The organism is Bradyrhizobium zhanjiangense (assembly GCF_004114935.1).
Lineage (GTDB): Bacteria > Pseudomonadota > Alphaproteobacteria > Rhizobiales > Xanthobacteraceae > Bradyrhizobium > Bradyrhizobium zhanjiangense.
In genome coordinates this window covers 1,941,617-1,966,298 of record NZ_CP022221.1, presented here as the reverse complement: position 1 = coordinate 1,966,298, position 24,682 = coordinate 1,941,617, and the positions used below count along the sequence as shown (strand labels likewise).

General features: G+C 58.3%; 18 protein-coding genes. 15 read left to right on the top strand and 3 right to left on the bottom strand.

From position 1 onward, the window contains the following. Positions 1-5 precede the first annotated feature (5 nt). Entirely contained in the window at positions 6-203 is a 198-nt protein-coding gene (locus XH85_RS46165) for a hypothetical protein (RefSeq protein WP_245473910.1), read from the bottom strand. Positions 204-1,178: 975 nt separating this feature from the next. Here XH85_RS46165 and XH85_RS09415 point away from each other — a divergent pair. The 10 genes from XH85_RS09415 (at position 1,179) to XH85_RS09375 (ending at position 11,540) form a co-directional block, all read left to right on the top strand. Next, positions 1,179-1,550 (top strand): CidA/LrgA family protein, encoded by a 372-nt coding sequence (locus XH85_RS09415; protein WP_128931681.1) that lies wholly within the window; start codon positions 1,179-1,181, stop codon positions 1,548-1,550. Between the two features lie 8 nt (positions 1,551-1,558). After that, positions 1,559-2,248 carry an LrgB family protein gene (locus tag XH85_RS46160; RefSeq protein WP_245474220.1) on the top strand — a complete coding sequence of 230 codons (690 nt, stop codon included), beginning with the start codon at positions 1,559-1,561 and terminating at the stop codon, positions 2,246-2,248. Positions 2,249-2,451: 203 nt separating this feature from the next. Next, on the top strand, positions 2,452-3,102 hold the full coding sequence (locus XH85_RS09405; protein ID WP_128931680.1) for a hypothetical protein: 651 nt from the start codon (positions 2,452-2,454) through the stop codon (positions 3,100-3,102). A gap of 229 nt (positions 3,103-3,331) precedes the next feature. Further along, on the top strand, positions 3,332-3,634 hold the full coding sequence (locus tag XH85_RS09400) for a hypothetical protein (RefSeq protein WP_128931679.1): 303 nt from the start codon (positions 3,332-3,334) through the stop codon (positions 3,632-3,634). A 385-nt stretch (positions 3,635-4,019) separates the two neighbouring features. Further along, positions 4,020-4,460: a hypothetical protein gene (locus tag XH85_RS09395; RefSeq protein ID WP_128931678.1), complete on the top strand. Its 441-nt coding sequence runs from the start codon at positions 4,020-4,022 to the stop codon at positions 4,458-4,460. A 340-nt stretch (positions 4,461-4,800) separates the two neighbouring features. Next, positions 4,801-5,379 (top strand): TIR domain-containing protein, encoded by a 579-nt coding sequence (locus XH85_RS09390; protein ID WP_128931677.1) that lies wholly within the window; start codon positions 4,801-4,803, stop codon positions 5,377-5,379. Between the two features lie 1,219 nt (positions 5,380-6,598). Continuing rightward, the gene (locus XH85_RS44840; protein WP_164940720.1) at positions 6,599-6,754 is read left to right on the top strand and encodes a hypothetical protein; all 156 of its coding nucleotides are present in this window, start codon (positions 6,599-6,601) and stop codon (positions 6,752-6,754) included. A gap of 592 nt (positions 6,755-7,346) precedes the next feature. Then, positions 7,347-8,768, top strand: a complete 1,422-nt coding sequence (locus tag XH85_RS09385; RefSeq protein ID WP_128931676.1) for a toll/interleukin-1 receptor domain-containing protein — start codon at positions 7,347-7,349, stop codon at positions 8,766-8,768. Beyond that, a complete protein-coding gene (locus XH85_RS09380) occupies positions 8,761-10,329 on the top strand; it encodes an argonaute/piwi family protein (protein WP_128931675.1) in 1,569 nt (522 codons plus the stop codon). Before XH85_RS09385 ends, XH85_RS09380 begins: the two co-directional genes overlap by 8 nt. 23 nt (positions 10,330-10,352) lie before the next feature. Continuing rightward, complete coding sequence (locus tag XH85_RS09375; protein ID WP_128931674.1) at positions 10,353-11,540, top strand: restriction endonuclease; 1,188 nt, start codon at positions 10,353-10,355, stop codon at positions 11,538-11,540. Between the two features lie 277 nt (positions 11,541-11,817). Here XH85_RS09375 and XH85_RS09370 read toward each other — a convergent pair whose 3' ends face one another. Continuing rightward, positions 11,818-15,876: a helix-turn-helix domain-containing protein gene (locus XH85_RS09370; protein ID WP_208758143.1), complete on the bottom strand. Its 4,059-nt coding sequence runs from the start codon at positions 15,874-15,876 to the stop codon at positions 11,818-11,820. A 39-nt stretch (positions 15,877-15,915) separates the two neighbouring features. On the opposite strand from XH85_RS09370, the gene XH85_RS09365 reads away from it, so the two are divergent. The 5 genes from XH85_RS09365 to XH85_RS09340 all read left to right on the top strand — a co-directional run bounded on the left by XH85_RS09365 (position 15,916) and on the right by XH85_RS09340 (position 22,369). Next, the gene (locus tag XH85_RS09365; RefSeq protein ID WP_245473909.1) at positions 15,916-16,581 is read left to right on the top strand and encodes a type IV toxin-antitoxin system AbiEi family antitoxin domain-containing protein; all 666 of its coding nucleotides are present in this window, start codon (positions 15,916-15,918) and stop codon (positions 16,579-16,581) included. Continuing rightward, positions 16,578-17,501, top strand: coding sequence for a nucleotidyl transferase AbiEii/AbiGii toxin family protein (locus XH85_RS09360; protein WP_128931672.1), 924 nt, complete (start codon positions 16,578-16,580; stop codon positions 17,499-17,501). The genes XH85_RS09365 and XH85_RS09360 overlap by 4 nt, the downstream gene beginning before the upstream one ends. 1,055 nt (positions 17,502-18,556) lie before the next feature. Beyond that, entirely contained in the window at positions 18,557-19,594 is a 1,038-nt protein-coding gene (locus tag XH85_RS09350) for an SIR2 family protein (protein WP_128931671.1), read from the top strand. Further along, positions 19,591-21,336, top strand: coding sequence for an ATP-binding protein (locus XH85_RS09345; protein ID WP_128931670.1), 1,746 nt, complete (start codon positions 19,591-19,593; stop codon positions 21,334-21,336). Before XH85_RS09350 ends, XH85_RS09345 begins: the two co-directional genes overlap by 4 nt. 103 nt (positions 21,337-21,439) lie before the next feature. Continuing rightward, the gene (locus XH85_RS09340) at positions 21,440-22,369 is read left to right on the top strand and encodes a DUF6602 domain-containing protein (protein WP_128931669.1); all 930 of its coding nucleotides are present in this window, start codon (positions 21,440-21,442) and stop codon (positions 22,367-22,369) included. 679 nt (positions 22,370-23,048) lie between these two features. Here the strand turns inward: XH85_RS09340 and XH85_RS09330 are convergent. Further along, a complete protein-coding gene (locus XH85_RS09330; RefSeq protein WP_128931667.1) occupies positions 23,049-24,380 on the bottom strand; it encodes a tyrosine-type recombinase/integrase in 1,332 nt (443 codons plus the stop codon). Positions 24,381-24,682: the final 302 nt, after the last annotated feature.

The following is a 24,682-nucleotide window of genomic DNA, read 5'->3' as shown; positions in this document are numbered from 1 at the left end:
CAAATCTAGATGAACTGGTTCAGGAGATTGCCGAGCCGCACATACCAGCCAACGGAGGCCAGGCCCAGCGGAACGATCAACGCGACCGATACGACAACTCCGCTCAAGGCACGCAGCAAGCTCGCGGAGACGTCGTCATAGAGTTCGTCGGTCTGTGCAAGCTGCCAGCCGACCGCGATCACCTCCGAGAAAGCGCTGACCACCGAAAACAAGCTTCCTGAGGAAACAACATACAACTAAGAGCGTGGGGCGCCGCGCCGCCGCGCAATACGGGTGTGGCTGGCGCGCACGACCATCTCGGTAGCGATGAGGATGGCTGCTGTTTCCATGCTCGAGATGGGATGAGCGTTGTGCTCACTGTAAATCGCCAAATCCAACTCGACCCCAAAGCCGGGAACAGCTACCGTCTGACGCAACTTCCTGGTTCCAGTCACGGTGCGAGAGCAGATGAAGCTCCGGCCGTTGTAAGAAATCCGGAATGGGATTCGTTGCTCGCGCATCATACTGCGTCCGCGTCCTGAGATCATTGTCATGCGCCGGGCACAGGCGATCAGTTGAACCTACTAGCGCGATTCGCGCGCTAAGATCTTTCGATCAGCAATCTCATCCTGCAGGATTTCAGCAGAGGAAGTTGTCGTTTCGTTGAATTTCGCCCAGAGTGGCGACTGCCACGTAAACATCGCCCCCCATTGCTTCCGTGGAACGAACGCGTCATTGTCGGCGCCTATTGCGAGATGTTTTGCCGCTATGACTTCGAAGTGGCGTCATGAGGACAATGAGCGGTCGATCCTGTTAACAACACTCCGCGTTACCACGCTGGTAATCGTCTTCATCGCCGGACTGCACGCATCGATACGAGGAACCCACTCCCGATGTTAAAACCGCCTCATGCCTTTCTGATCGCTCGCATCGACCGCCTGCGCGAGCTGCTTGAGGGAAGCAACTTCGGAAGTCCCGCCGAATCGACAAAACACGCAGAGCCTGCCGAGGGTTGCAGATCCGGACGGGCTGGCCCTGACGCGAGCGGCCATAAAGAAGCGGACCCGGCACGCCCCCAAAAGCCGAGACTGTTTGGTTGACGCCATTGCGGCCGAGCGATAGTCGCGTAACTGCCCAGCCGATCGGCGGTTGACAAGCATGAATTCGGCAGCTTGATGCAGTCAGTAGCAAAGACTTCCATGATCGCGTCTCTAAGCATCATTCTTCTCTGCCAATTGACCGGCGAAGTCGTCGTACGGCTTCTCGGGCTGCCGCTGCCGGGCCCCGTGCTCGGGCTCGTGTTCCTGCTGATTCTGCTGCTTGCTCGCGACCGCTTTGGAGTGGTCGCCCGCGGCCCGCTTGGGGGCAATGGTGTCGAGTATGCCAGCCATGGAATGCTTAAGCATTTGTCACTGCTATTCGTGCCGGCTGGCGTTGGCGTTGTGCAGAAGCTCGATTTGCTCGCTGCGCACGGTATCGCCATCATATTGATTCTCGCGCTATCTGTTATCGTGACCTTGCTCGTGACTGTTCTAACATTCAGGCTGACCAGTCGCCTGATGAGGCAATAAGGCACCAGCTGATGGAGAACCCGTTCTCACTGTGGGTCTTTCTCTCACAGTCACCGCTTCTTTGGCTGACGGTCACACTGCTGGTGTACACGACCACAGATGCTGTATCGGCTGCGACGCGCCGTCATCCGCTAGCCAACCCTGTCCTGCATGCGATGTGGATCATCGCCTTGTTTCTCGTCCTGACCGGCACTTCGTATTCCACCTACTTTGCCGGTGCGCAGTTCGTGCACTTCCTGCTCGGGCCGGCAACGGTTGCGCTTGCCGTGCCACTTTACCAGAACCGGAAGCTTGTCACAGCGGCAATCGTTCCGATGCTCCTCGCTCTGATTTCAGGCCTGGGGAGCGATCCGCCGAACCTTTTAGGCGGCAGCTTCGTAACCATATCATCGGGTAGCGTTCCTGAGGGCAAAGCCCTGTTTGAGCTTGGCAACCCGTTCTTGCACCCGATCCGTCCGCCGGTCAGCCAGTTTATCTTTACGGCATTCGACTGGTCGTTGGATATCGACACCGTGCTTGGAACACTGGAGAGCGTGTTAGGTCGGATGGCGGATGGCGTCACCAAAATGATCACGGAACAATGCGAGGCAGGGAGTGCCCGATCGGGGGTTGAGTTGGCGCAGTTATTGGCCCCTCTTCCGATTGGCAACTTTGCCCTGGTGACTGAAATCGAATTTAGTTCGCCGCCCGCGACTTAGCGCATGTCATCTCAAGATGTTGTCCTCTGAGGAGAGAACCGTCGTATGCCGGAAACGCTGCCGCGGGAAGTCGGTCTGCTGCGAACGATTGCGAGCCACCTTGAGCAGCGCCCATTGCCGTTTGAGAGCATGACCCAAGAGTTCTTACGCAAGGAAGGTCTCGGCACGTAAGAGAAGCGGCAGGCGGCATCACTTCAATCCGGATGCCAGGTCATCAGGCATTTGCCGATCTCACCGACTGCCTTTTGGACCGGCTCCCCGCAATGGAGCGAGGGTCGACCTATGCGGATGTCCAGACCGAGTTGTTTAGCTTCATTGAACGTTACGTCGAGCGCGAACCGTCGAGGATTGCAGGCATCGACGCTGAGGAGCTAGTCGCGCACTTCGCACGCTGGTTTGCCGGCAAGGCCTCGTCCCGGCGTGTCTTCGTGCCGTGCCTGATTATACGAACGGCGGCGCCTCGCTTCGAGATCGGGCGCCGATTACGTTCGAGTACATTGATCGTGAAGACGAGCGACTTCTGGCCCCACGGCGACGGCGAAATTGTCTTAGACCGCCGAGGATTTGATGATCTCTTGCAATGGATGCGCGACGGCGATGCCGATTGGTTGGCACGCGTCGTCTCCGTGGATGGATGCGAGCAGAGACGCGCCGAAGAAATCGCCGAGCTTGCAGTCGATCTGGCCATCGTGGTGCCTCAACTCTCCGCCCCGCTTTTTGATACGAGCAGCATGGCGCGACTTGATGCGCGACGGGGAACATTCGAAAAGCGAACTGTGTCGGAAGCTGGCGGCTATCATAGTGCGGATGGACGCGCAAAGAGCTCGGGCTGGCGATCGGCCGCGGAACGCTAGAGGACATTCTGCGGAAAGCCGCTCGTGTCATTGCGGCTGTCGGAAATATCGTGCGTTCGTTTGCGTCTGGCTCATTCCGCCTGCCGACGCTTGAACGTGCTCGGTGCGACGCCGCGTACTGGTTGCATCAGGCTCGCGCCGAATCTATCGACACTATTGCAATAGCGAAGCTCGAACGGCCTTGGAGGTCCTTCTAGGCTCGGAAAGCACCAGAGGCAGCGAGCAGCGCATGCTGGAGATTCTGAGTGCGTTCTTTGGACTGGGAGCGGAGGACCCCATAAACCCGGGCTCCCTGATCAACGCACGGCAATTTGCACGCCGCATTGTCCGTGATCGGTCGCGCATCCTGCACGGGACATCGTCAACCCTCAACGCACGCAGCCTTGACCGGGCAGGTATGGAAGGGTTCGTGATCTCAGTCGTCCGAAGGGCCGCGGTTGAGCTTGACGCGTACGCTCATTCCCCGGAGCTGACCGACGATATCGATGGGTTTCTGAACTGGGTGAAACAGAAGGGCGTTAACCCTACTTAGGGCAAATCGGCGAATTTGATCCAGGTAGGGGATTGCAGCTGAGACAATAAACGCCGCGCATTTAACCCGGCGCGGCGCCGGTACTTTGATGTGAATCACCCTGCGGTCCAGCCCTTAATCTTGCTGATTTGGCCAGCCACGAAACAATGGGTTTCAAAGCAGTTGACGTTACAAACGAGCAGCCACTCTTGGCTGCGATGTCCTTGGTGACTTCCATGGTTAGATTTACACCGGCGCCGACAGCTTGGCGAAGATCGCGAACGCTCCTGGGCCCCCTCTCATTCCAATCTGCTGGAGACAAGGCAACATTCCCGCGCGGGGATAACCTGGGAAAACCGGGTTCCGTTCGTTGTTTGCGGTCCCGTTTTCATTCTAGTATCCGGCCATGCCCCTTTCGGCCGACAAGATAGCGGATCTGCGGCTCAAGCATTTGGAGATGTTGCAGTCTGTCGTGACGCGCATGGCTGCACAGTGCGCGACCCTGAAGAATTACTGCGTGTCCATCTCTGTCGCTATCGCGGGCTTCGCCATCTCCCTGCAGCGGCCGATCGTCGCGCTGCTGTCGCTGGTGCCGATCTTCGCGTTCGCGTTCCTGGACGGACGTTACCTACAGCTGGAGCGCCGATTTCGGCGCCGGTTTGATGAGGTCCGCGCGGAAGGCTGGGACGCCCAGCCCGCTTTCGACATGGGCAACAAGGCTAACCCGGTTTCGCCATATTGGTCTGCGTTCTATAGCTGGTCGGTCTTGGGATTCTACGGACCGCTCGGCGTGGTCCTGGTGTTGGCTGTGGTGATCGCAAGGCAACTTTATGACAAGCTCTTATGACAAGAATGCCCTGGTGAACGCACTCCTCGGCAATTCGACGCTGCCGACCCCGGAGCCGCAGCTTGGCTCTCTGCTGCGTGGCGCCGAATTTGGATTGCCGCGCGGCAATCATGATGAAAGTGCTTCCCAACCAGATTGTCGCGCTATATTGGATCTCTTTTCAGTCCTCCACCTGCCCCAGCTCCACCTCCGCAAAACGCTCTGACGGGGTTACTCGGCATGATTGGACAGCCCTCCTCGCCTCCGCCAAGCGCGTTGTCTGGTGCGTTCCGCGTTTAATCCTCGGTTTGCGGATTTGATCGCTTCGCCCGCGGCACCGGCGAAGCCGGGATGCGCCTATGTGCCGACGCCGGTCAAGCGGAAGGGCTCCTTCTCCTTCGACTACGCCGACATCATGCGCGTCAACAATGTGCGCAACGCCTGGAAGATCAATTGCCCCGGGCGCGAGGACAAGCGGCAGTTCTACGACCGCAGGGCGCACGCCTCCGTAGTCTGCGTTCTGGTCGGCACCTACACCTGGAGCCGGCCTTGGGTTAGATATGAAATCGCCCGTCCGATCATCGATAAGAAGGGGCTGCTCGCCTTCCACATCAATGGGTTGGCCCACCACACGCGCCGGTTGGCTGATGCCCACGCTGGACTACGTGGGCATTGGCTGCCCGAAGCGCGGTCTCTACTACCTTTACGAAAAGGTGCTGCGGAAGGTGGAGCAGTATGGTCAGATGACCTGGGAGAGGCAGTGGAAAAATACAATAAATTTACCCTACCTGTCCCGCTTCCGAAATACATGCAGGCTCTGAGCGAGGGCTGGGTGCAGCCGCTCTCAGGCGTGACCCCGATCTACGACTATGTCGGTCATGAGGGCCATAAGAACATCGGCAAATGGATCGATACCGCTGCTTTGCGCGTCAGCCGATAGGCTGAGCTGCCGCGTTTGAAGGCTTAGCGGTATCCGCGCTTTAGCTTCCGGGTCCATTCGACCACCACGGAAGTCGTCCACGTCGGTCCCCGCTCGTACGTCATTCCGTATCACTGGAAGAGCCAACCGTGAACCGCTGAACTTCAACGCTCATCTCGCTTTCGAGCGTTAGCTCGAATGGCGTCATGATTGGCAGTTGGGCCTTCATTCCTTCGCTCATAACTTAGTCTCACCGCGCCCCAATCAATACGCTCAGGGCTGTTAGAAGTGCAGCAGCGGCGGCACACCGAACCGCGATGGCGTTCAGCCTGCCCTGCTGCCTGTGGCTTCCAGCACAGCCATCTCATTGCGACAAATGATGTCCCCAACCAGAAGGCGACAGCTGCGAATGCGCATCCGGCCGATGCAAGATCGACACAGAACTTCCAGGGAGCAAACGACTCAATCACTCAATCGATAGATGGTACATTGGATATCTCGATAGAGTGAACCACAAATCGCCACGCGAGGAGCTAATTAAATCGCCAGAGTCTCACTCTTCAGGGGTCCTGCGGCGCTGACGCCTTCCTTCCTTGTTCACTGCAGCCGCCAATTGAGCAAAATTCTGCATGATGCCTGATGAAATCGACTTTGCGACAATCCCCAAGCCAAAGGGTGGACTCCAGCAGAAACTCACCTGTGTGGTTGTGATTCCAGTACCAGAGCCCATCGACGCAGCGCAGTGGCCCTTCCTCTCGGGAAGCATCGTTGCACGGGAAGGTCTTTGACGTCCTGATCTGTGATCAGGAACCGGCAAGCGTGGGGCCTATAACCGGTCTGAACCTCTACCCAATATATTTTTCGGCCTTTGACCAAATCTTTGAAATCGAATGTGAACTCTACGCTTCCGTAGCGTGAGCCCCAGTACCATCGGTTCGGCGAGAGCCAAACCACCGTTGTTCTCGAATCATTAAGTGAGCATTCGTCGTAGATCAGCCTGCGACTAACCTTGCCATCTTCCACAATACGCAGTGCTGAATCCGTGTGCGTAACGTGATGGATTACATCCATGACGGTACAGGTGCCTGTCAGGCACTGTGCATGCATACGGCTCCCAAGGTGAGGTCATGACAAACCAACCAGCAAACCCGCGACGCCGATTCGGCGCCGGCTTTTCCACCCGCCCAAATCACAGTAGCGCGGCTGAGTTTCCCAGCCCAAGCCATAGGGCTGTTTGCGGATGCGCTCGTTTTACGCCGTAATCTACATGACGGAGGCCTTTTTCAGCCAAGCGGATGCGGACCGTGAGTTTCGACTGGTGAAGGCGGAATACAGTTGGACGCCGTTCGTCGTGCTTGGACCGGGGGAGCGAAAGAAGAAGGCAGCAGCCAAGTGACCGAGTGAGGCCGGCCACAATGGAAAGCCTCGCGCCGCATCGAGCCGGTCGGGTCAGCCCGCTAAGCGCCTGTAGGTTTTGGGCTTGAGGCGGCCGGGACGCAAGAGGCCGCCGCACAAGCGGAGGCCGACAAGAGTGCAGCCGCAAGAGCGGCAGCATAGTGGCGCATAGCGGGATGCGGGACCGACTGCGACGATGAGACCGGTTAAGAACGGCATCCGGCGCACGCATTAGTGACAGCGGTGTCGCAGGCAGACGCTTGACCGAGTGCCTCCGGCGAGGAGGTCATCATTCTGCGCGTAAGGGATCGTGACCCGCACGGGCGGAGACGAAGCAGAATCTCCACCGAGATTCGCGCGGCTCTGGAAAACGCCTAGAGCCCGGCCAACGGCACGCCCAACGCAAGAACGAACTCCCGCGGCTATCGGCGCTCATTGGACCTTTTTGCTGTGCATTACCGGGACAACTGGCCGTTGCGGACCAGGCAAATCGATTACGTAGCTTGCACCGAGCCCGAATCAGGTACTTTGCCAAGCTCGCATTACGCTTCGTTGCCTCCACAGGTCCCAATTCAGTACTGCCGGAAACACGAATGCTGAAGACGACCGAGGAAAACTCCGTCCTGGAGGCTGCCGCGCCCCGTGCGACGACAGACGCGACTTCACGCTCGCTTCTCTTTATCAGCCATGCAAATCCCGAAGACAACGCCGCTGCATCGTGGTTCGCAACGCAGCTAAGCTTGCTCGGCTATGACGTGTGGTGTGAGGTAAAGAATGCGCACGCGGGCGAAAGCGGCCTGTGGCTGAAGGTTCAAAAGAAGATTGAGAACGACGCCGCCAAATTCATCTTCATTCTCTCGAACGCGTCACGTGATTTTGAAAAGAAGCAGGGCGTATATAAGGAGGTCCAGGCTGCTTCGAATACCAAGCGGGACAACTTCATCATTCCTTTGCGGATCGAAAAGCTCAAAGGCAGCGTGCCAATCATCATCAGTCCCGATCTACACGTCGACAGCGAGAATTGGGCGCACGGTCTAAAGGAGTTGCAAGAACGTCTGATCAAGGACGGCGTACCAAAGGCCCGCACTCCTGACTACGAACGCATTAAGTCCTGGTGGCCCGCCGTCAGCGCGCGCGAGGTCCTAGTGAAGCCTGATCCGTGCGAAATCGACTCCAACGTTTTCCCGTTTCAGGCGTTGCCGCCGTACATCCATTTTCTCAAGGTGACGTCGGAAGGCAACAGGCTAAGCGGCCTCGACCAGATTAAGGGGGTGTTGTCGGCCACCCTACCCTTTTCCGTCAACGGCCCACATGCGATCAGCTTCGCACGGGCCAATGACTATCTCGAACTCACGCAAGGGTTCGATATTGCCGATGAGCACGTGCTGCCCACGGCGGAATTCCTCGAAGAAGGCCATCCGGCACTCAACATTGCCGCCGACACAGCCCGCAATACAGTGACATACCTGATTGCGGCCTCGCTCGAAGGGCAGCTCGCCTCAAAGGGCCTCAGCAACAAGGCTCTGCGGTATTCGCGCCGTAAGATCTGGTTCCCCGCCCACGGCCTGATTGGCAGAAACAGCTATCGATATGCCGATGCCGGCAAGCGACCAGCACCCGTTTGGTTCGGTGGTACGGTCACCTCGTTTCGCAAGAAGTACGCGTGGCATTTCGCGGTACAGCCTGCCGTCGATCTGCGTACGCATTTTGGCGTCTTGCTGAGCCCGAAGATCATTGTCTCTAAAGTGTATGATAGCGCGAGCGGCGAGAAGCCTGTGCCCCTCGACGATAACCGCATAGGCAAGAAGCTTAGCTGGTGGAACGACGAGTGGCGCAAGAAGCTGCTGGCTTTCATGCACTGGCTGTCCGATGGCCACCACGTGGTGCGCATTCCCATTGGCTATCAGGAAGTCCTACTAAGTGCCCTTCCAAAGACCGAAACCTCGCCGATGTCGTATTTGGAGAAGGACGACGACGACGTTATTCGCGAAATCATGAGCTGGACTGATGCCTAAGTTGGTCCAACTCGATGAACCACAACTGCTGTTTGGTCATAGCCAGTCGCTTGCTCATCCGAAGGATGGGCTGACGCTGTTCGGGCCCTATCAACGCACGGCCGGTAGCGTCCGCTACGGCATTATCGGCACGGAAAAGGACCTCGCCATGTTCCGGCAGTGGTCAACAAGCGTGAATAGGTTCTTGCCAGCGTATGCAGGCTCGATGTTTCGGCGGAAGCGCAATGCTGAGTTCGGCAAGCTCGCCCACCAATTCTTTCCGGGCTTTGAGACCGCCTTCGGTATCACATGGAATCCAAAGCCGGAGTGCGTATGCGTCGTACCGGATGATTCGCTTAACCAGGCGCTGCAGACGCACGAGCTGCACACGCGCATCTCTCGGGTCGTGAAGGCTTATACCAAGCGTTTGACCAAGGCGAACTACGAAAGCGAGCATAAGCCCGACATATGGTTCGTAATCGTCGACAAGGCCCTTGAGAGCCTCTGCCGTCCGCAGTCCGAGCCGCCGCGCGACTACGCCGAAGGCACCAAGGCCGAGGATGCTGCCCAGCGCAGCCTGTTTACCGATGCACAGGAGGCAGACAGCTTCGCGGAGGAATACCACGAAGCATTGAAGTTCAAGCCGGATTTTCACAATCAACTTAAGGCAAGATTGCTCAAGCACCAGATCATAACGCAAGTGCTGCAATACGAAACGATGGACGCCTGCCTGCGCACACCGGACAATCCGGTGCGAGACAAGGAAGATCCGGCGACCATTTCCTGGAATCTGGCGACTTCGATCTTTTACAAGACACGCCGCCGTCCATGGATACTCGCCGACGCAAGGGATGGCGTCTGCTATATGGGCGTCGTCTTCAAAAGACTGACGAAACCGCAAGGAGACAAGAACGCTTGCTGCGGCGCGCAGATGTTTCTCGAGGATGGCAACGGCATGGTCTTCAAGGGCGCTCTCGGCCCCTGGTACTCCGAAGACAAGCGCGAGTGCCATCTCGACCGCGAAGAGAGCCGAAAATTCCTGGAACGTGCAATCCACTCCTACGCCGATGAACATGACAAGAAGCCGCCCCGCGAGATTTTCGTCCACGGCAGCGTGCGTTTCGACGACGAGGAATGGGCTGGATTTTCGGAGGCCGCCAAACCATTCGGTACGAAGGTTGTTGGTGTGCGCATCCGGCGCGTTTACGGCGGCCTCAAGCTCTTTACTCGCGGAAAGAGCCCGGTGATGCGAGGCGCCGCACTGCTTGCTTCGGACACCAAGGCATATCTGTTCGCAACCGGTTTTGTCCCCCGGTTGAATACCTATCCCGGCTGGAATGTCCCCAACCCGCTTGAGGTCGAGATTTGCAACGGCGACGCCGATATCATGACGGTGCTTCAAGATATCCTGAGGCTCAGCAAGCTTAACTACAATAGCTGCAAGTTCTCAGATGGGTATCCGATCACACTAAAATTCGCCGGCAGAATCGGCGACATTCTTACGACTCTGCCGCCAGAAGCCGACGAAGCGACAGATGACTCCGACGCTTATACCCCCTTACCTTTCTGGCACTACGTGTAGCCACACAATTATCCCGACAAATCATGCCGACCTATGCCGATCAGGACGTCATTACGAAGATCGTAACGTTGCAGACCACAATCGAGAATTGGGCGCGGGCAAAAGACCTATGGATTGATTGCGGCTTTAAGAGTCAGGAGGAGCGCAACGATTGGGAACCAATGCCTCCAGTGGCTGCAGCTATCATGTGGTTTGAGGGCCCGCTGCATGCGATATTTAACGGGTTTTCTGACGACGACGGATCATACGACGCATTTCACGCTCTCGTGAATGGGTTGGGTTTCGAGTGCGAGCTCCTGAATGGAACTACGATTGCGTTTTTTGCGACTGACCCGGAGCTAGCGGCCGCATTCGATACGTATTTTCGTTGGCAATGGATCTGTCAATTAATTCGACCTGATTGCGACGACGTCTACGAGGAAATGTACGCGCACTTTGCGAAACGACCCGAAGATCTTCACCGTCTCGGCTGGCGAGAGTTCGAGATTCTGCTCCATCGCATCTTCCAAAATCGGGGATTTCAATCTGAGCTGGGACCGGGCAGAGGAGACGGCGGGGTCGACATTCGGCTCCTGCAGCGCGATCCCATCGGCGATGTGATGACATTAGTGCAGGCCAAGAGATACGCGCCACACAGCAATATTCGCCTTGATGCGGTCGCCGCACTGCATGGCATCGCGACAGTAGAAGGCGCGCAAAAGAGCCTGTTCGTGACGACATCAGCGTATGAACCGGTTGCGAAGCGGTTTGCGGCCAGGACGTCAGGCGCGATGGAGTTGGCGACATCGCGCGACGTGGCTCAATGGTGCGAGGCCGCGTCAGCCGGCATCATCGCGGATAAATCGGGTCTGGTATCAAGGGCTCACGTCGGTCGTGTAATCACCGAAGTTTCCGGAGTGCTGGACTCTCGCGTTGTTCACGCAACATTCGGCTACGACATGTCGCTCAACAGCTTCGCATTAGTAATTAAGGAAACCAAACACGCGGCGTTGTTGATGGCCCTACCGAAGATGATCGTTTCGCACGATGGATATGAGCAGACAGGCTATGAAGGGCCCGTGTTGGATGACACTGCGATGGTCATGCAGAAGGAAGATACCGTTTGGCGCACGAGACGCACTCTTGCGGACGGGATGGTGTCTTACTGGGATGGATCCAAATTCTATCGTCCGTGGAACGGACGACCGGCATTTTTCAGCCTCGCCGATTGATTTGCTGGACATGCGACGACGTAGATTATCCACCGGCCGCGCTTTGCGGCGTCGGCAATTCGACAAGCGCTCGGCGGGGTGGGTGCGTGCCTTGACGCCCGTTGACGCCAACAATCCGAGGGATCGAAAGAACTCGGCGGCCTCCTTTTGATAATGTTTAATAATCTGGTGTCACGCACTTTGTCACTTGGTAGTTGCTCTAAGGTTCGGCTGGCTGCGCTTGCCCGTTTGGCTGCCCGCCAGCACAACGCAACAAGATCGCGTCTGGTTTCAGGCGTCATTCCCAGTCCAGCCGCTCAGCGTCGTCGTCCTTACGGCGCGCTTGATCTTCATAGCTGTCCGCAAGGGTGTCGAGCGCTTTGGCGGTATGCGGATGGTCGAAGGAGATCGCCTTCGCCCAATTGCGGTACTTCGTCGCCTCCTGGCGTTCCAAGTTGCCGCCATCGCCCGGCTTTCGCATCGTAACGCCACGTCGGTTCCTCTTGCCGATCCAGAAGCCCTCCATCATTGACTTGCTGCGGAAAAGATCGATCACGTCGCGCACCGCTTCGGCAGGCCAGTTGCCGTCCAATCCGGCCGGGGAAGCAGAGAGCATATTGCCGATCCGACTGTCAGCGATGTCTTCTCGCCCGACCGCCTTGGCGAGCGAACGGGCCTCTTTGATCCAGGCCTCCAAAGTTGTGCCGTCGATCGTGCCGTCGTCCTGAGTTCCAGGAAGACGATTCCAAAGGTCAAGCAGCCGATAGGCCTGATTTGCGACGGCGCGCGCTCGCTCGGGATTTTCTGGTTCGGCATCGACGATGCCGCTCTCTTCACTCGCCTTGTACACCAAGCTGAGCATTTGGATGAAGAGCGACGGCTGCTCCGAAAGCGCTCTCAGCAGCACCTTGGCCGGTCGGCGCGAATGCACGAGCAGCGGCAGATAAGCCCACTCGAGGCCGACCAGGGTTTGCTTGTCCACGTCGCTGCGTTTATCGAGCTGCTGGAGAAGTTCGGCGACGTGGTGCTGAAACATAGTCACTTCGTTCGTGTTGCCATCGCCGTCGAACGGCTGACGGACCGCCGCCTGCAACACTTCGACGATGAGATCCGACGGCAGATCAACCTTGCTGCCACGTTCGGCCAGGGGCAGGGCATGACGGGCGCGCCCGACGGAGATGAGTTTACGGATAGCGAACGCGACGTCCTTGCTGTCCTCGTCAATCCAGAACACCGGGGTTTGGCGCCAGTAGGTCTCTTCGATTGCTACGCCAGCCTGGGCGGCCTGGTCCCAAGTCCAACGTTGAGCCGGGAGTGCGCGTAGGATTGTCAGCAAGGCCGTGTCGCCCCATGCTTCGTCCTTTGCCCTGGCGATCAAGGCCATCGCCCAAGGCTCTTTTCGATCGCGAAAGACAGAGACAATCAGTCCGTGGGCGACATCCCGCTCATGGGTGTTGTCGCTTCGAATGGCCGCCTCCAACAGCGGTTCGAGTTCGGATTCGAAAAGACCACCGTCATAGAGCGCTTTGCCGATGTAGCCCGCTGCGTTGGAGAGTCGCGCGAGCGCCAGGACGGCTGATATTCCCCCTTTTGAGAACACGGCTGCCGCTGCCCGCTGACGTGCTGTGTCGATGTCGCGTTGCTCTGCCTTCCAGCCTTCGGTCGAAGGCTTTGGGAGCGAGACAGATTGCTCGAAAAGCCAAGCCGTGTGCTCAAGCGGATCCGCAGGTGCGAAGCGCTCGTAGATCGCTTCGAGTCGGTCAAGCACCTCGGCGGGCATGGACCACTCCGCGTCCGGGAATTGTCGGTGGTGATGGAGCACGCGTCGCAGGCTCGTCCAAAGCATCGTACGATCGACCTTCTCGGTGATCTTTGGTTCGGCTGCCTCCAGCGTTGCCAACCCACCTTCAGCGTCCGGTGTTAGATCGGCGAACCGATCAAGCAGCGCCGACCATCTGGCTGCATCGAGGCCCACGTCAGCGAGCAGGCGTTCGGTAATCGCCGCTGCCCCGCGACCCATGAGGCCCCGGGTGACGACCTCGACCTCGTCGACCGTGAAATCACGCCATCGCGGCGTGGGTGATGGCGTAGACGTGTCGTGCCCCTGCGGCAGGACGCCTAACATCAGCTTCCAGGCGGCGTTGCTCTCTTGCTTTCGAATCAGATCGAGCGCGCGAAGCCGCTGGTCGAGACTCGCGTAGGTTTGGGGCATCCAAAGAAGGTGGATTTCACGGAGACTGTTCGACGGCCGGTTCTGGTTGCGCCCGGGCGAACTGTCGATGGTGTCCAGGCGAGCCAGGACATGGGTCACCCGCGGCATCAGCTCTGGCGACCAGGCCAGGGACTCCAATGCCCAAAGCAAGTCGGACAGATGTTCGGTTCCGAACACACCTCCCTCGTCCGTGCCGAACAGGGATCGGATAGGCGGATCGTTCTGGTCGAGACTATCTTCAACGGCGGTCAGGAAAGCCCCTGGCGAGGCCTCCGCCAGCAGCCGGAAGTCCCGTGAGAGCGACCACCACCGTTGCTGATCGGCATTGCTTAGCAGCTTGCCGACGATATGGTCCGCGCGCCGCGCGGCGTCCGGGACGGTGCGGGCTCTATTTCCCCACAGGGCAAGCAGGATGAGCACCTGTCCGATTCCATGGCGCAATATTCCCGAGTAGTCGCGGTGGATGCCGCGGACCTCCGCCATCCAGCGCTCGTTGGGCTCCATTTCGAAGCGTGGATCGGCAGAGCCGAGGACGGCGTGCGCCGCGGCCTCGAAACGTTTGATGTCGACGCTGGTCAGGTATGGCGCGAGCAGAAACCATGCGTCCGGCGGCGATGCGATGCGCCAGGTCGAGCCGATCTTCTGCAGTGCACTGTCAAAATTGCCTACGTAAGGCGCAAGGGCGGTAACGACAGCCTCATATGGCTGGTCGGCAAGCTCGGCGAGCCGGGCTCGATCCGACTTTGCGTCCTCATCCCAGCCGCCTGCAAGTAGCGCCGCTAGCAAGGCGTGAGGCGGAGTATCTTGCGCCCATTGTGGGAGGCGTCCTGGCGCGCCTGGTATGAGGCGGCGCAGGACAGCCAAATTGCGAGCGCTGTCGCGCGCGAGCGCCTCGGCGCGAGGCTCGGCGATGCCCGCCGCGACGAGGGCGCTGGCGATCCCTTGGCGCGACGGTCGTGCTAGGGTACGAACATCGCCGCGAGAGATCGGTCGCTCGTCATAGGCTTGCAGGACATAGTGACCGCGGTCCGCAAGCGACCGTGCCAAACCGGCGTCGGGCTCGGTCAGCAGCATAATCAGGGACCCTGGCGCGTTCGCCAGTGCACGGGCGCTGGAGGTAGTTGTCACCACGAGACAGTGGGATCTATAAGCAGCCGCCATGTCGTCCGGCAGCATAGCAAGCGTGGCGTGGAAAAATGCCGCCACCTCATCCGTTGTGGTCGCTTGGAGGGAGAGAACGGACGGCTCGCCACGAAGCCAGCGTAGAACTTCAGCGGCGTCCTGGTCCCGGTCGCTCAGGACCAGGTCATCCGTCAGAGGCCATTGGGTGGCGAGCGACCACTCTTCCCAAATTTCTTCGAGTTCGCGCATTCCAGCCGGTCGCTTCCCCAGACGAGCCGCCAGCCAAAGTCCGACGGCCGGTGTCTGTTCGATCCAGTGGACGAGGTCGTCGGCGTCGTATGCACGAACTTTGCCCCAGGGGCCTTCTTCCTGTCGGGCCTTAGCCCATTTATCCTTACCCGGCCAGCGACGGGGGGTGACGAACACAAAGGTGGCGTTGGCAGGATCGAGCGGCGCAGGCGCAATCGTCCTCTTGCGGTAGTCCTCCGTCGCCTTCTTTTCGATGTCGCGACGCTGGCTACCGATCTCCCAGCCGGCGTCCCCCTGCGGCACATAGGTGCTTCCGATCTCGGTGGTTGTTTGTCCGTCCCAACCCGGATGCCGAACACCCTCGTCGACGGGAAAACGGAGATGAACTGCCGTGCCATATGTGGCGCGGATCAAATGAGCGAGAAGGGTCGGTAGGCTGACGGCACCATCAATTCGGTTCGCCCAGTCCGAAAGGTCTTCCGCACTCACCCATCGGATGGGAGCACCAGGGCGCTCGGATGCGGCGATAAGCGGAACGGTAGGCCCAATCACGGCTCCCGTTGGCAGGAAGGAGATACCGGCACCCTCAAGAGCCCCGCGAATCGCTTGGGCGTTGTTAGCGACGGGGGTCCGTTGGCCCCTCTCGAAGTCGGCTACAGTTGACGTCGCTACGCCGGCCTCCTTGGCCAGATCCTGCTGGGACCAAGCCAAGAGAGCGCGGGCGGCCCGCACATGCTTGGGGGTAAGATCGGAAGGGGAACTTGATTGCGCCATGGTCATAAGAAATATATGACATCAGTTGAGATTTCCAAAATGTTCTTTTATGTGGACAAGTTCGTATTTTTGCCGACAATAGATAACAACATGGTAGAACGTCATACGAATTATCGCGAGAGCGCCCTTCGTCTCATCCGAGACCGAGGAATTGCGCGCGCGCGCGATTTCAAGGCCGCGGGCATCCCGCTGGTCTATCTGAAGCGCCTTGCCGACGCCGGCGACATCGTCCGCCTCGGCCGCGGCCTCTATCAAGATGCTGAGCGAGTCGGCGAAGACGCCGCTCACAATCTGGCCGAAGCCGCGCGGCTCGTGCCAAATGGAGTCGTCAGCCTCGTCAGCGCGCTTCGCCACCATGAGTTGACTACCCAGCTGCCGCACGCTGTTTGGATGACCATACCCCACAAGGCCCGGACGCCGAACGTGCAAGGCCTACGGCTCGAGATCGTCCGGGCGACGGGCGAGGTCCTGACGTCGGGCGTCGAGCACGTCCGGGTAGAAGGAGTCGACGTGCCGATCTACGGGGTCGCGAAGACGATCGCCGATTGCTTCAAACATCGCCGCCACGTTGGCGAGGACGTTGCCATAGAGGCGCTCCGAGACGCCCTACGGCAACGGAAGACCACAGCGAGCGAGCTCATGAAATACGCGACAATCAACCGGGTCGTTGAGCGGATCGAGCCCTACATCAAGGCAATGCAATGATGGCCAAGGCTCTCAAGAATCCTGCGGCCTCAATCAGGCAGCGACTGCTTCAACACACTAAACAGCATGGCGACGACTATCAGCGCATCCTGACGCGCTACGCGATCGAGCGCCTGCTCTTCCGCCTCAGCCAGACGGAAGCCGCCGAGCGCTATATGCTCAAGGGCGCCATGTTGTTCGTAACGTGGCCCGAACATGTCTTTAGGCCGACCGGCGACCTCGACTTGCTCGGCCAGGGCGACCCCGAGCCCGCCATTATCATCGAGCTGTTCACTCGCATCTGCCAGGTCGAAGCCCCAGACGACGGAATCGTGTTCGATCCGGCCACTCTGAAGGTCGAGCCGGTGCGTGAAACTGACAAGTATCAGGGCGTCCAGTTGAGCCTAAAGGGCGAGCTGGCCAAGGCGATGATCCATGTTCAGATCGACATTGGCTTCGGCGATCACGTCTACCCGCCGCCGACGCGCCGGACCTTCCCGAACCTGTTGCCGGACCTGCCGGCAGCGAGCATCCTGATGTACCCGCCGGAGACCGTGGTCGCCGAGAAGTTCGAGGCGATGATCCGCTTCGGGGTGACGAATGGAAGGATCAAGGATTTTTACGATGTATGGGTCACGCTCCGGACCTTTGCATTCGACTTGCCAGAACTGGTGGAAGCCGTCGGCGGAACGCTCCGGCGCCGAGAGACCGCGATTCCGACCGAGATGCCTGTGGGCTTGACCGAGGCGTTCGCGACCATCGCCGAAGAACGCGGTCTATGGAGTGGCTTCCTTCGCCGAAATCCGCCGTCCATCCAGCCGCCGGCTTTCGCAGACCTTCAAGTGGAGCTGCAGCGCTTCTTCGGTCCCGTGATCGCCGGCCTCGCCTTGCCGGAAGGCGCCAAGGGCAGATGGGACCCGGATGGCGGAGCCTGGCGCTAAAACCCACGTCACCATGCACGCAGGGCGCAATCGGAAAACCTAGGCATGGGGCTGGTAAGCGCCAACATTATGTCCCGCGCTTGCTCCAGCGCGGCTTTCTGCATGACCCTACGGAAGAGGCGGAGCGGACCCAACTACATCGTCGCGGCTCCGAGGTTGTAGGCGTCGCGGATATTGGCGTGGAGGACTGGTTTGCTTGGCGTAAATCGCTCGACGGCTCATTGACGCTGGATGAGTTGATAACGGACATCGAACAAGATCAAAGTCGTTAACGCTATGCGGAGGGTGCCGGGCGACACTATTGACTCGAATGTCGCCGCGCGATGCTTCCATCTCGTGATGTGCACCGATCACTTGCGTCGCATGATGCCGGAGGGCGTCAGAAAGGGGCGTGATCCGTCCTATTTGTACGCCACAGCTATCCAGCAGCTATACCTACGCTTTATATTTCTTTCTTGTCGGAGAAGCCTACGAACACCGACCATGACCGAGGGATTAGGATCGCTAAGTAATCGGAAAATGCCGCGTGCCACGAAGCGCCGCCGCAAGAACCGCGGCATGCCGCCGCCCGCGACGTTCGATATCGACACGCTGCCGGGCCAGTTCTAATTTGACGGCATTAGAGGCCGCCGCGGTTATCCGGCGCACGCCCGGCGCACTGGAGCAGTGGCGGCGGGATCCGAACCACCCGCTGAAATGGCGCTACGTCAATGGCCGCCCGCTCTATCGGGTCGATGCGGTGCGCGACTATCTGGCCGCGTGCGACAAAACCACTGTGCGGACGCAATCAGTTTCATGGTCAAGGGTGGTGAAATCTGACGCTAGTGGTTTGTAGTCCACAAGCGCAGCAGCTCGGTGTGAGCCATGTTTGAGCGACTTCCTCCGAACATGAACTCCGATCTCGCTCGATTTAGCGGATTGCTCTCTTCCTGGTCAACGAAAGCAGGCGTCGAATCCATTAAAGTAGCATCTCGGCATTCTGCAACTGTAATGCTAGGATAGAATCGCTCAATCCGCTCTCTCAGTAACCAGGCTTGAGCAAAAGAGGGGCTGACTTGGATCTGCACGAACTGAAACTGCTGCTGCAACGCCACTTCTCCGACGGATTGGTGACAGTTGTAGGCTCGGGGTTGTCCTGTGCTGAGGGGTTACCTGGAATGGGTGCCCTCGCCACCTATCTCCAATCGACGATTGAGACCGACTTGTCGGCGGATGACAAGCTGGTCTGGTCGGAATTATCGCCACAGATCTCCGCCAAAGGCCTTGAAGCAGCACTTTTGGCAAGACCGCCAACCTCCACGCTTGAAGCCGCGATCGTCGCAAAGACTGCCGAACTGATTGCCCGGCGCGAGCGTGAAATCGTCACCGAGGTGTTCAAAAAGACTCGCGCGCTGAGATTCACAAAGCTTCTGAACCACCTTCTTAAGCAGGCCACGGGCATACCGGTGGTCACAACGAACTACGACCGGTTGATAGAGATTGCTGCTGAAGAAGCTGGCCTTGGCGTTGACACGCTCTTCGTCGGTCAGTTTGCAGGCCACTTGAACGAACAGGAGAGCAGGCTCAGCTTCTGCCGCGAAGTAACGCTTCGGGGTAAAAGCGTTCAATACCGATATCGGCCCAGGGTAAATGTCTACAAGCCTCATGGCAGCCTGGATTGGTACCACCGCGAGGGAAAGCCCGTCAGTTATGCGGGCGATCTGCCGCTCCCCCGCTTGATCATAACGCCAGGACTGAACAAGTTTCGCAATGGCTATGAAAGCCCGTTTGACCGTCATCGCGAGCGGGCGAACGGCTCCATCGACAGGGCCAGCCGTTTCCTGGTGCTGGGCTACGGATTCAACGATGACCATCTTGAGACGCATCTCACGCCCCGGATTAGAGGCGGGATTCCGACACTCCTGCTGACCCATACGCTATCTGAAAATGCGCTGAAGCTGGCGCAGGGACATGACAACGTCATAGCTGTTCAAAGTGGTAACGCCTCCGGCAAATCTGGCTCTTCGATCTTCATCAACAAAAATGAACTCTTCATTCCGGACCTTGCGTTGTGGGATGTCGATGCATTCGTATCGGAGGTACTCGAACCATGACCGAAGCCGCCCTGCAATTTGCAGAAACCGACAAGATCGGGCGTGTCGCCTCCGTCGATACGAGCCGGGTCGCGATCGACGTGACCAACTCGGTCCTCCTCACCCGCTTGGGCATAGGTCAGATCATCGCGATCAGGGGAGCAACAGAGCGGGAATATCTAATAGCGACGACGGAAAGGGTCACCCGCAACGTGCGTGACGAACTTCCAGAATTGGAGGAGGCTGGCGGAGACGAAACAGCCCTGACCGCTGTTCCTACTGATCTCATCCACGCAGTGCTTATCGGCACATTCCGGACCGTCGAAGGCGCAAAAACGAACACCTTCAAGCGAGGAGCGGACAGTTTTCCGCAGATAGAGCGAGCGTGCTTCATCGTTGAAGGAGCCAACCTTCAGCGCTTCATGGGAATTCTGGGCTCCGGCTTTACTCCCGAGGAGCGCCTGAAACTCGGCACCTTTATCGCTGACCGTTCCGCGGACGCGATCGCCAGCGGCGACAAGTTCTTTCAGCGACATGCCGCGATACTGGGTAGCACCGGCTCAGGCAAGAGCTGGGCCGTCGCCCTGATCCTGGAACGGGCAGCAAAACTGAAATTTCCAAATATCATCGTCTTTGACATGCATGGCGAATACGCGCCACTGGCCAACAAGGACAAGGAAGGATTCGCCAGGCGCTTTAGAATCGCTGGCCCGGGCGACTTGGAAAAGCCTGGAGACGATGTCCTGTTCCTCCCGTATTGGCTTCTGAACCGCGACGAGATGCTCTCCATGATCCTTGACCGCAGCGATCAGAATGCGCCCAACCAGGCATCACGTTTCACCCTTCATGTGCGTACTCTTAAAGGACAGACGCTCGATAGTGAGAAGCGAGAAACCGTCAAGAAGACGTTCACCGTAGACTCCCCGATCCCGTACGACATCGCCGACCTGTTGCGACTTCTGAATGCTGACAACACGACGAAGGGAGTTGGAAAGACAGGACCGGTCAAGGGTGAATGGGAAGATAAACTCACGCGGTTCATTTCCCGATTGGAAGCGAAGCTCGACGACCGCCGCTATGGCTTCATGTTCGCTCCGCCACCGCAAGCCATGAATTACGACTGGCTGGCTGGCCAAGTACTGAACCTTCTTGCGTCAAGTGGTGGCTCAGGGATCAAGGTCATTGATTTCTCAGAAGTACCGGCTGACGTTCTTCCCGTAGTGGCCGGAACGCTGGCTCGCCTGCTGTATGACGTTCAGTTCTGGATGAATGCGGAAACACGCACCCCCGTCACGCTGCTGTGCGACGAGGCCCATCTCTACCTCCCGGTTCGGGACGACGCAGATGCTGTACAACGCCAGGCACTTGGCTCCTTTGAACGCATCGCGAAGGAAGGACGGAAATATGGCTTTTCTCTTCTCGTCGTTAGCCAGCGTCCCTCGGATGTCAGCAGAACCATTCTGAGCCAATGCAACAACTTCCTGGCTCTGCGACTCACAAATGAAACGGATCAAGGGGTCATCAAGCGACTGATGCCTGATTCCTTGGCAGGGCTTACAAGCATACTTCCACTTCTCGATACGGGCGAGGCCTTGCTTCTCGGGGACGCCGTTCTTCTTCCTACACGCATCAAGCTAGATATGCCCAAGGTTACGCCTGATAGCGCAACGCGTGACTTCTGGAAGGAATGGGGCGCCATTCAGCCGGACGACGCCGCGATTCGATCGGCTGTCGAGTGCTTACGAAGTCAATCTCGTAAGTGAATCTGTTCTCAGCCTCGATGCCTGACGGTGGCCACCAAAAGCTTCCAAAGGCCTCCATCCGCGCCAAGAACAAGATCGCGATATTTAGAGGGGAACGCGGCAGTTGAAGAAGTCATCGCAAGGTCCTGAAGGAGAAATCATCCGGTTTTATGAAATCGAACAGGCGAAGCTCCTCCTCGATTTCGAGAAGGTTTCCCTATTTACGAAGCACCCAACCTCATTGGGGCAATTCCGCGAAAGTCGCCTAAGGCAGTTTCTGAGAGATTTTACGCCGTCCCGGCTGACGGTTGGTACGGGCTTTGTGAGTACTTGGAATCACGGCTCCGGGAAGATCAGCGACGACCAGAGCAAGCAGATAGACTGCCTGGTATTTGACTCTCAAACATTCCCACCCCTGCTCCATACGGACGATTATTCGATCATTACCCCAGAAGCGTTTTATGCGGCGATCGAGGTAAAAAGTTCGCTGACCTTTCATCGCGAATATTCAGGAACGAAGACACGGTCACCGAAGTATCCCCTCGGGGGCGACGATCAGGAATCATATCGATGGTCCGGTACAATGATTGAAGCACTCGCCAACATTGCGTCGCTCACACGCACCATCAAAGAAAGGACTCAGGGAACGTTCCAAGGCGTCTTTGCCTACAGCATGGAATTTGACTGGAATCTTCTTTATCACGCCTTCGACAACAATGAGATTCAGACCCAGCTCGGCATTACGCACGTAGACGAGTTGCCTGTCGCCATTTGTGTACCGGGCTCATTGATCATCCATCTATCGCCCTACGACATGTTCGAGACTGGCCCGCACCATGACGATTCGAGTTCTTTCTTTAATGTGATCCAAGCAACTGCGACGCATCCCTCATATCCGCTCCAGTTCTTCTCAACCTTCTATACCAATCAGATCAATCATAAGCTGGAGAGTAAGAAACCCGACAAAGGCGGTCTATTTTCGGCTATCGGGGCCAAGGTAGCCATCTGGAGTCATCATTTCGATCTGAACTCCGAAGGCTACGAAGATCAATAAATGCCCTTCTCCCTGGAACGACCGCTGCAACCCAGCAGCACGCCGCTCAAACCCACTCAATCAGAGACAGGAGCTTTCCGTGAGGGTGAACGGCGACGGACGTGCTCAGTGAGCCATCGCGCCTGTTCGCATGACGGGATACTAGGAAATGAAATACAGTGCCAGGAGCAGGGCTGCGATTGCCTATGAGGCCGAGGCCGGAATGAAGCGAAAAGGGCCACCCGGCGTGTCCCAGATCAATCGAAGCGGTTCTTCCTTTTTGTACGCCACAACAACCCAGCAGCCATACCTGCGCACTTGATTTCTTTCTTATTAGAGCAGCCTACGATCTTATCGCCTCAGACCGATGCGGTTCGGGACCGAGGCATGAGCGGCGAAGACGAAAAGACCCCAATCGAGACGTTAGGGTCGGCAAGTAGTCAGAAAATGCCGCAAGCCACGAAGCGCCATCGCAAGAACCGTGGCATGCCGCCGCCCGCGACCTTCGATATCGATGCGCTACCGGGTAGCTCTAATTTGACCGCATTAGAGGCCGCCGCGGTTATCCGGCGCACGCCCGGAGCGCTGGAGCAGTGGCGGCGCGATCCGAACCACCCGCTGAAATGGCGCTACGTCGATGGCCGGCCCCTCTATCGTGTCGATGCGGTGCGCGACTATCTGGCCAAGTGCGATAGAACCACTAGGACGCCTCAGCCGCATAATGCTCACGGAGACGGCCGAGGAGCTCGGCCTTGATCGGGTCAAGCGGATTCGTCCGCTGCAGGCGCACGATTTTGCCGACCCTTTTCGCGCCGACCAATTCCGCGATGTAGTCGTGGGCCGCTTCGAACGCCATCTTGCGGATGATCCACTGTTCGTCGTGATTGTACACCTGATCAATTCCGCTTGGCTTTTGCCCAACACACAGCCGCTGGATTTCGTTGTCGTAGCCACAACGCGACATGATGGTGCGCAAGCTGCGCCTTAAGTCATGCATGGTGAACTTGGCGACGCTCGCTTCCTTGACCAGGCGGTTGACCATTTTGGTGAAGCCGGACATCTGGCCGCCGGTCTTTGGTGACGGGAAGACATAGTCGGAGGTTGCCCGCTGGAAATGTTTCGCGGCCGTGAGCACCTCGTCAACCAGGTGAGTGCGCGGCACATCGTGGTGCAGCCCCATCTTGGTCCACGCCGCATCAAAGGTGATGCGGTCATCCATGATGTGCTTTCGCCACTCGATCATGGTAGGCTCGCTGCGGCGCGGGCCACCGAGCAGGCACATGCGTGCCAGGAGACCGAAAGCCCCGAGCTTGCCGGATGCATCCCAGACCTTGATGATTTCCTCATCGGTCAGCGCGCGGCCCTTCGTTCGGCGTCCGACCCTTTGCGCGCGAGTTTCTTTGGGCGCGCGATAGCCGGCGAGCACGTTGTGCTCGACATAGCCCTCGCCGACGCACCATTCGAGTAAGGTATGCACGTGCTTGCGCAGGTCCTTGGCTGCACCGCGCTTGCCGGTCTTGGCAATCTTGTCGACCGCAGCCATGATCTGTCGTCGCGTCAGGTCCCCCACGCCGCTCTCGGCGTGATCCTTGAGCCCGCGCCTCAGCGCCGACATTGCTGGCTTCCAGTTGACGACTTGACGTTCGGTCAAGGACGTCTGGTAGGGACCATCTTCAACAATGAGGGTCGCGAGCGTGGTGCGCTGCTTCTCGGCTGCCTGTTGCCGCCTCGCCTCGCGCTTGGCGTCGTTCGGGTCCAAGCCCTTGACGACCTCGCCTGCGGCGATGGTGGCAGCCTTGCGCGCGGCCTTCTCATTATATTTGGGCCACGCGCCGAGGGTCTTGCGCTGGGTCCCCCTTACCCCCGGCTTGGTGAAGAGGTAGACCCAGGTCCGGCCGCCGGTGGCGCGCATGCGCAGGGCGAGGCCGGGCAGCTTGTCGTCGTGGAGATAATGCTGCGCCTTACCCGGCGGCAGCGTTGCGTTGCGGATCACCGCATCGGTGAGCGTCAGCTGGTTGGCCGGCCCCGTCATGATTCCTTCCCTCTCTCTGTGCCCCGGTGTGCCCCGCAAGAAGGGCGTCAGCCCTCGAACAGAACCGGGCCTCAGACCCTCCCCTTGCCGTGTGCCCGCGCAGGGAGGATCCACAAACCCGAACAGAACCGGCTCTCAGACCTCCCCCGTTTTTGTGCCCCAAGGGAAAATCCACGGCGGGCACAACGGGGGCATACAAAATGTAGCAAGGTCACCTATGGGCTCCTATGGCCGAACAAGGCCATAACCCAAATCAATCAAAGAGATTTTTACATTTCAACTATGGCCGGATTTGGTTGGCT

Bases quoted from the DNA above. Each gene is read 5' to 3' on its own strand.
- XH85_RS09380 (WP_128931675.1), top strand. From the start codon at position 8,761: ATGCCTAAGTTGGTCCAACTCGATGAACCACAACTGCTGTTTGGTCAT.
- XH85_RS09405 (WP_128931680.1), top strand. From the start codon at position 2,452: ATGCCAGGTCATCAGGCATTTGCCGATCTCACCGACTGCCTTTTGGAC.
- XH85_RS09400 (WP_128931679.1), top strand. From the start codon at position 3,332: ATGCTGGAGATTCTGAGTGCGTTCTTTGGACTGGGAGCGGAGGACCCC.
- XH85_RS09345 (WP_128931670.1), top strand. From the start codon at position 19,591: ATGACCGAAGCCGCCCTGCAATTTGCAGAAACCGACAAGATCGGGCGT.
- XH85_RS09370 (WP_208758143.1), bottom strand. From the start codon at position 15,876: ATGGCGCAATCAAGTTCCCCTTCCGATCTTACCCCCAAGCATGTGCGG.
- XH85_RS09395 (WP_128931678.1), top strand. From the start codon at position 4,020: ATGCCCCTTTCGGCCGACAAGATAGCGGATCTGCGGCTCAAGCATTTG.
- XH85_RS09360 (WP_128931672.1), top strand. From the start codon at position 16,578: ATGATGGCCAAGGCTCTCAAGAATCCTGCGGCCTCAATCAGGCAGCGA.
- XH85_RS09415 (WP_128931681.1), top strand. From the start codon at position 1,179: ATGATCGCGTCTCTAAGCATCATTCTTCTCTGCCAATTGACCGGCGAA.
- XH85_RS09375 (WP_128931674.1), top strand. From the start codon at position 10,353: ATGCCGACCTATGCCGATCAGGACGTCATTACGAAGATCGTAACGTTG.
- XH85_RS09330 (WP_128931667.1), bottom strand. From the start codon at position 24,380: ATGACGGGGCCGGCCAACCAGCTGACGCTCACCGATGCGGTGATCCGC.
- XH85_RS09365 (WP_245473909.1), top strand. From the start codon at position 15,916: ATGTTCTTTTATGTGGACAAGTTCGTATTTTTGCCGACAATAGATAAC.
- XH85_RS09385 (WP_128931676.1), top strand. From the start codon at position 7,347: ATGCTGAAGACGACCGAGGAAAACTCCGTCCTGGAGGCTGCCGCGCCC.
- XH85_RS44840 (WP_164940720.1), top strand. From the start codon at position 6,599: ATGCGCTCGTTTTACGCCGTAATCTACATGACGGAGGCCTTTTTCAGC.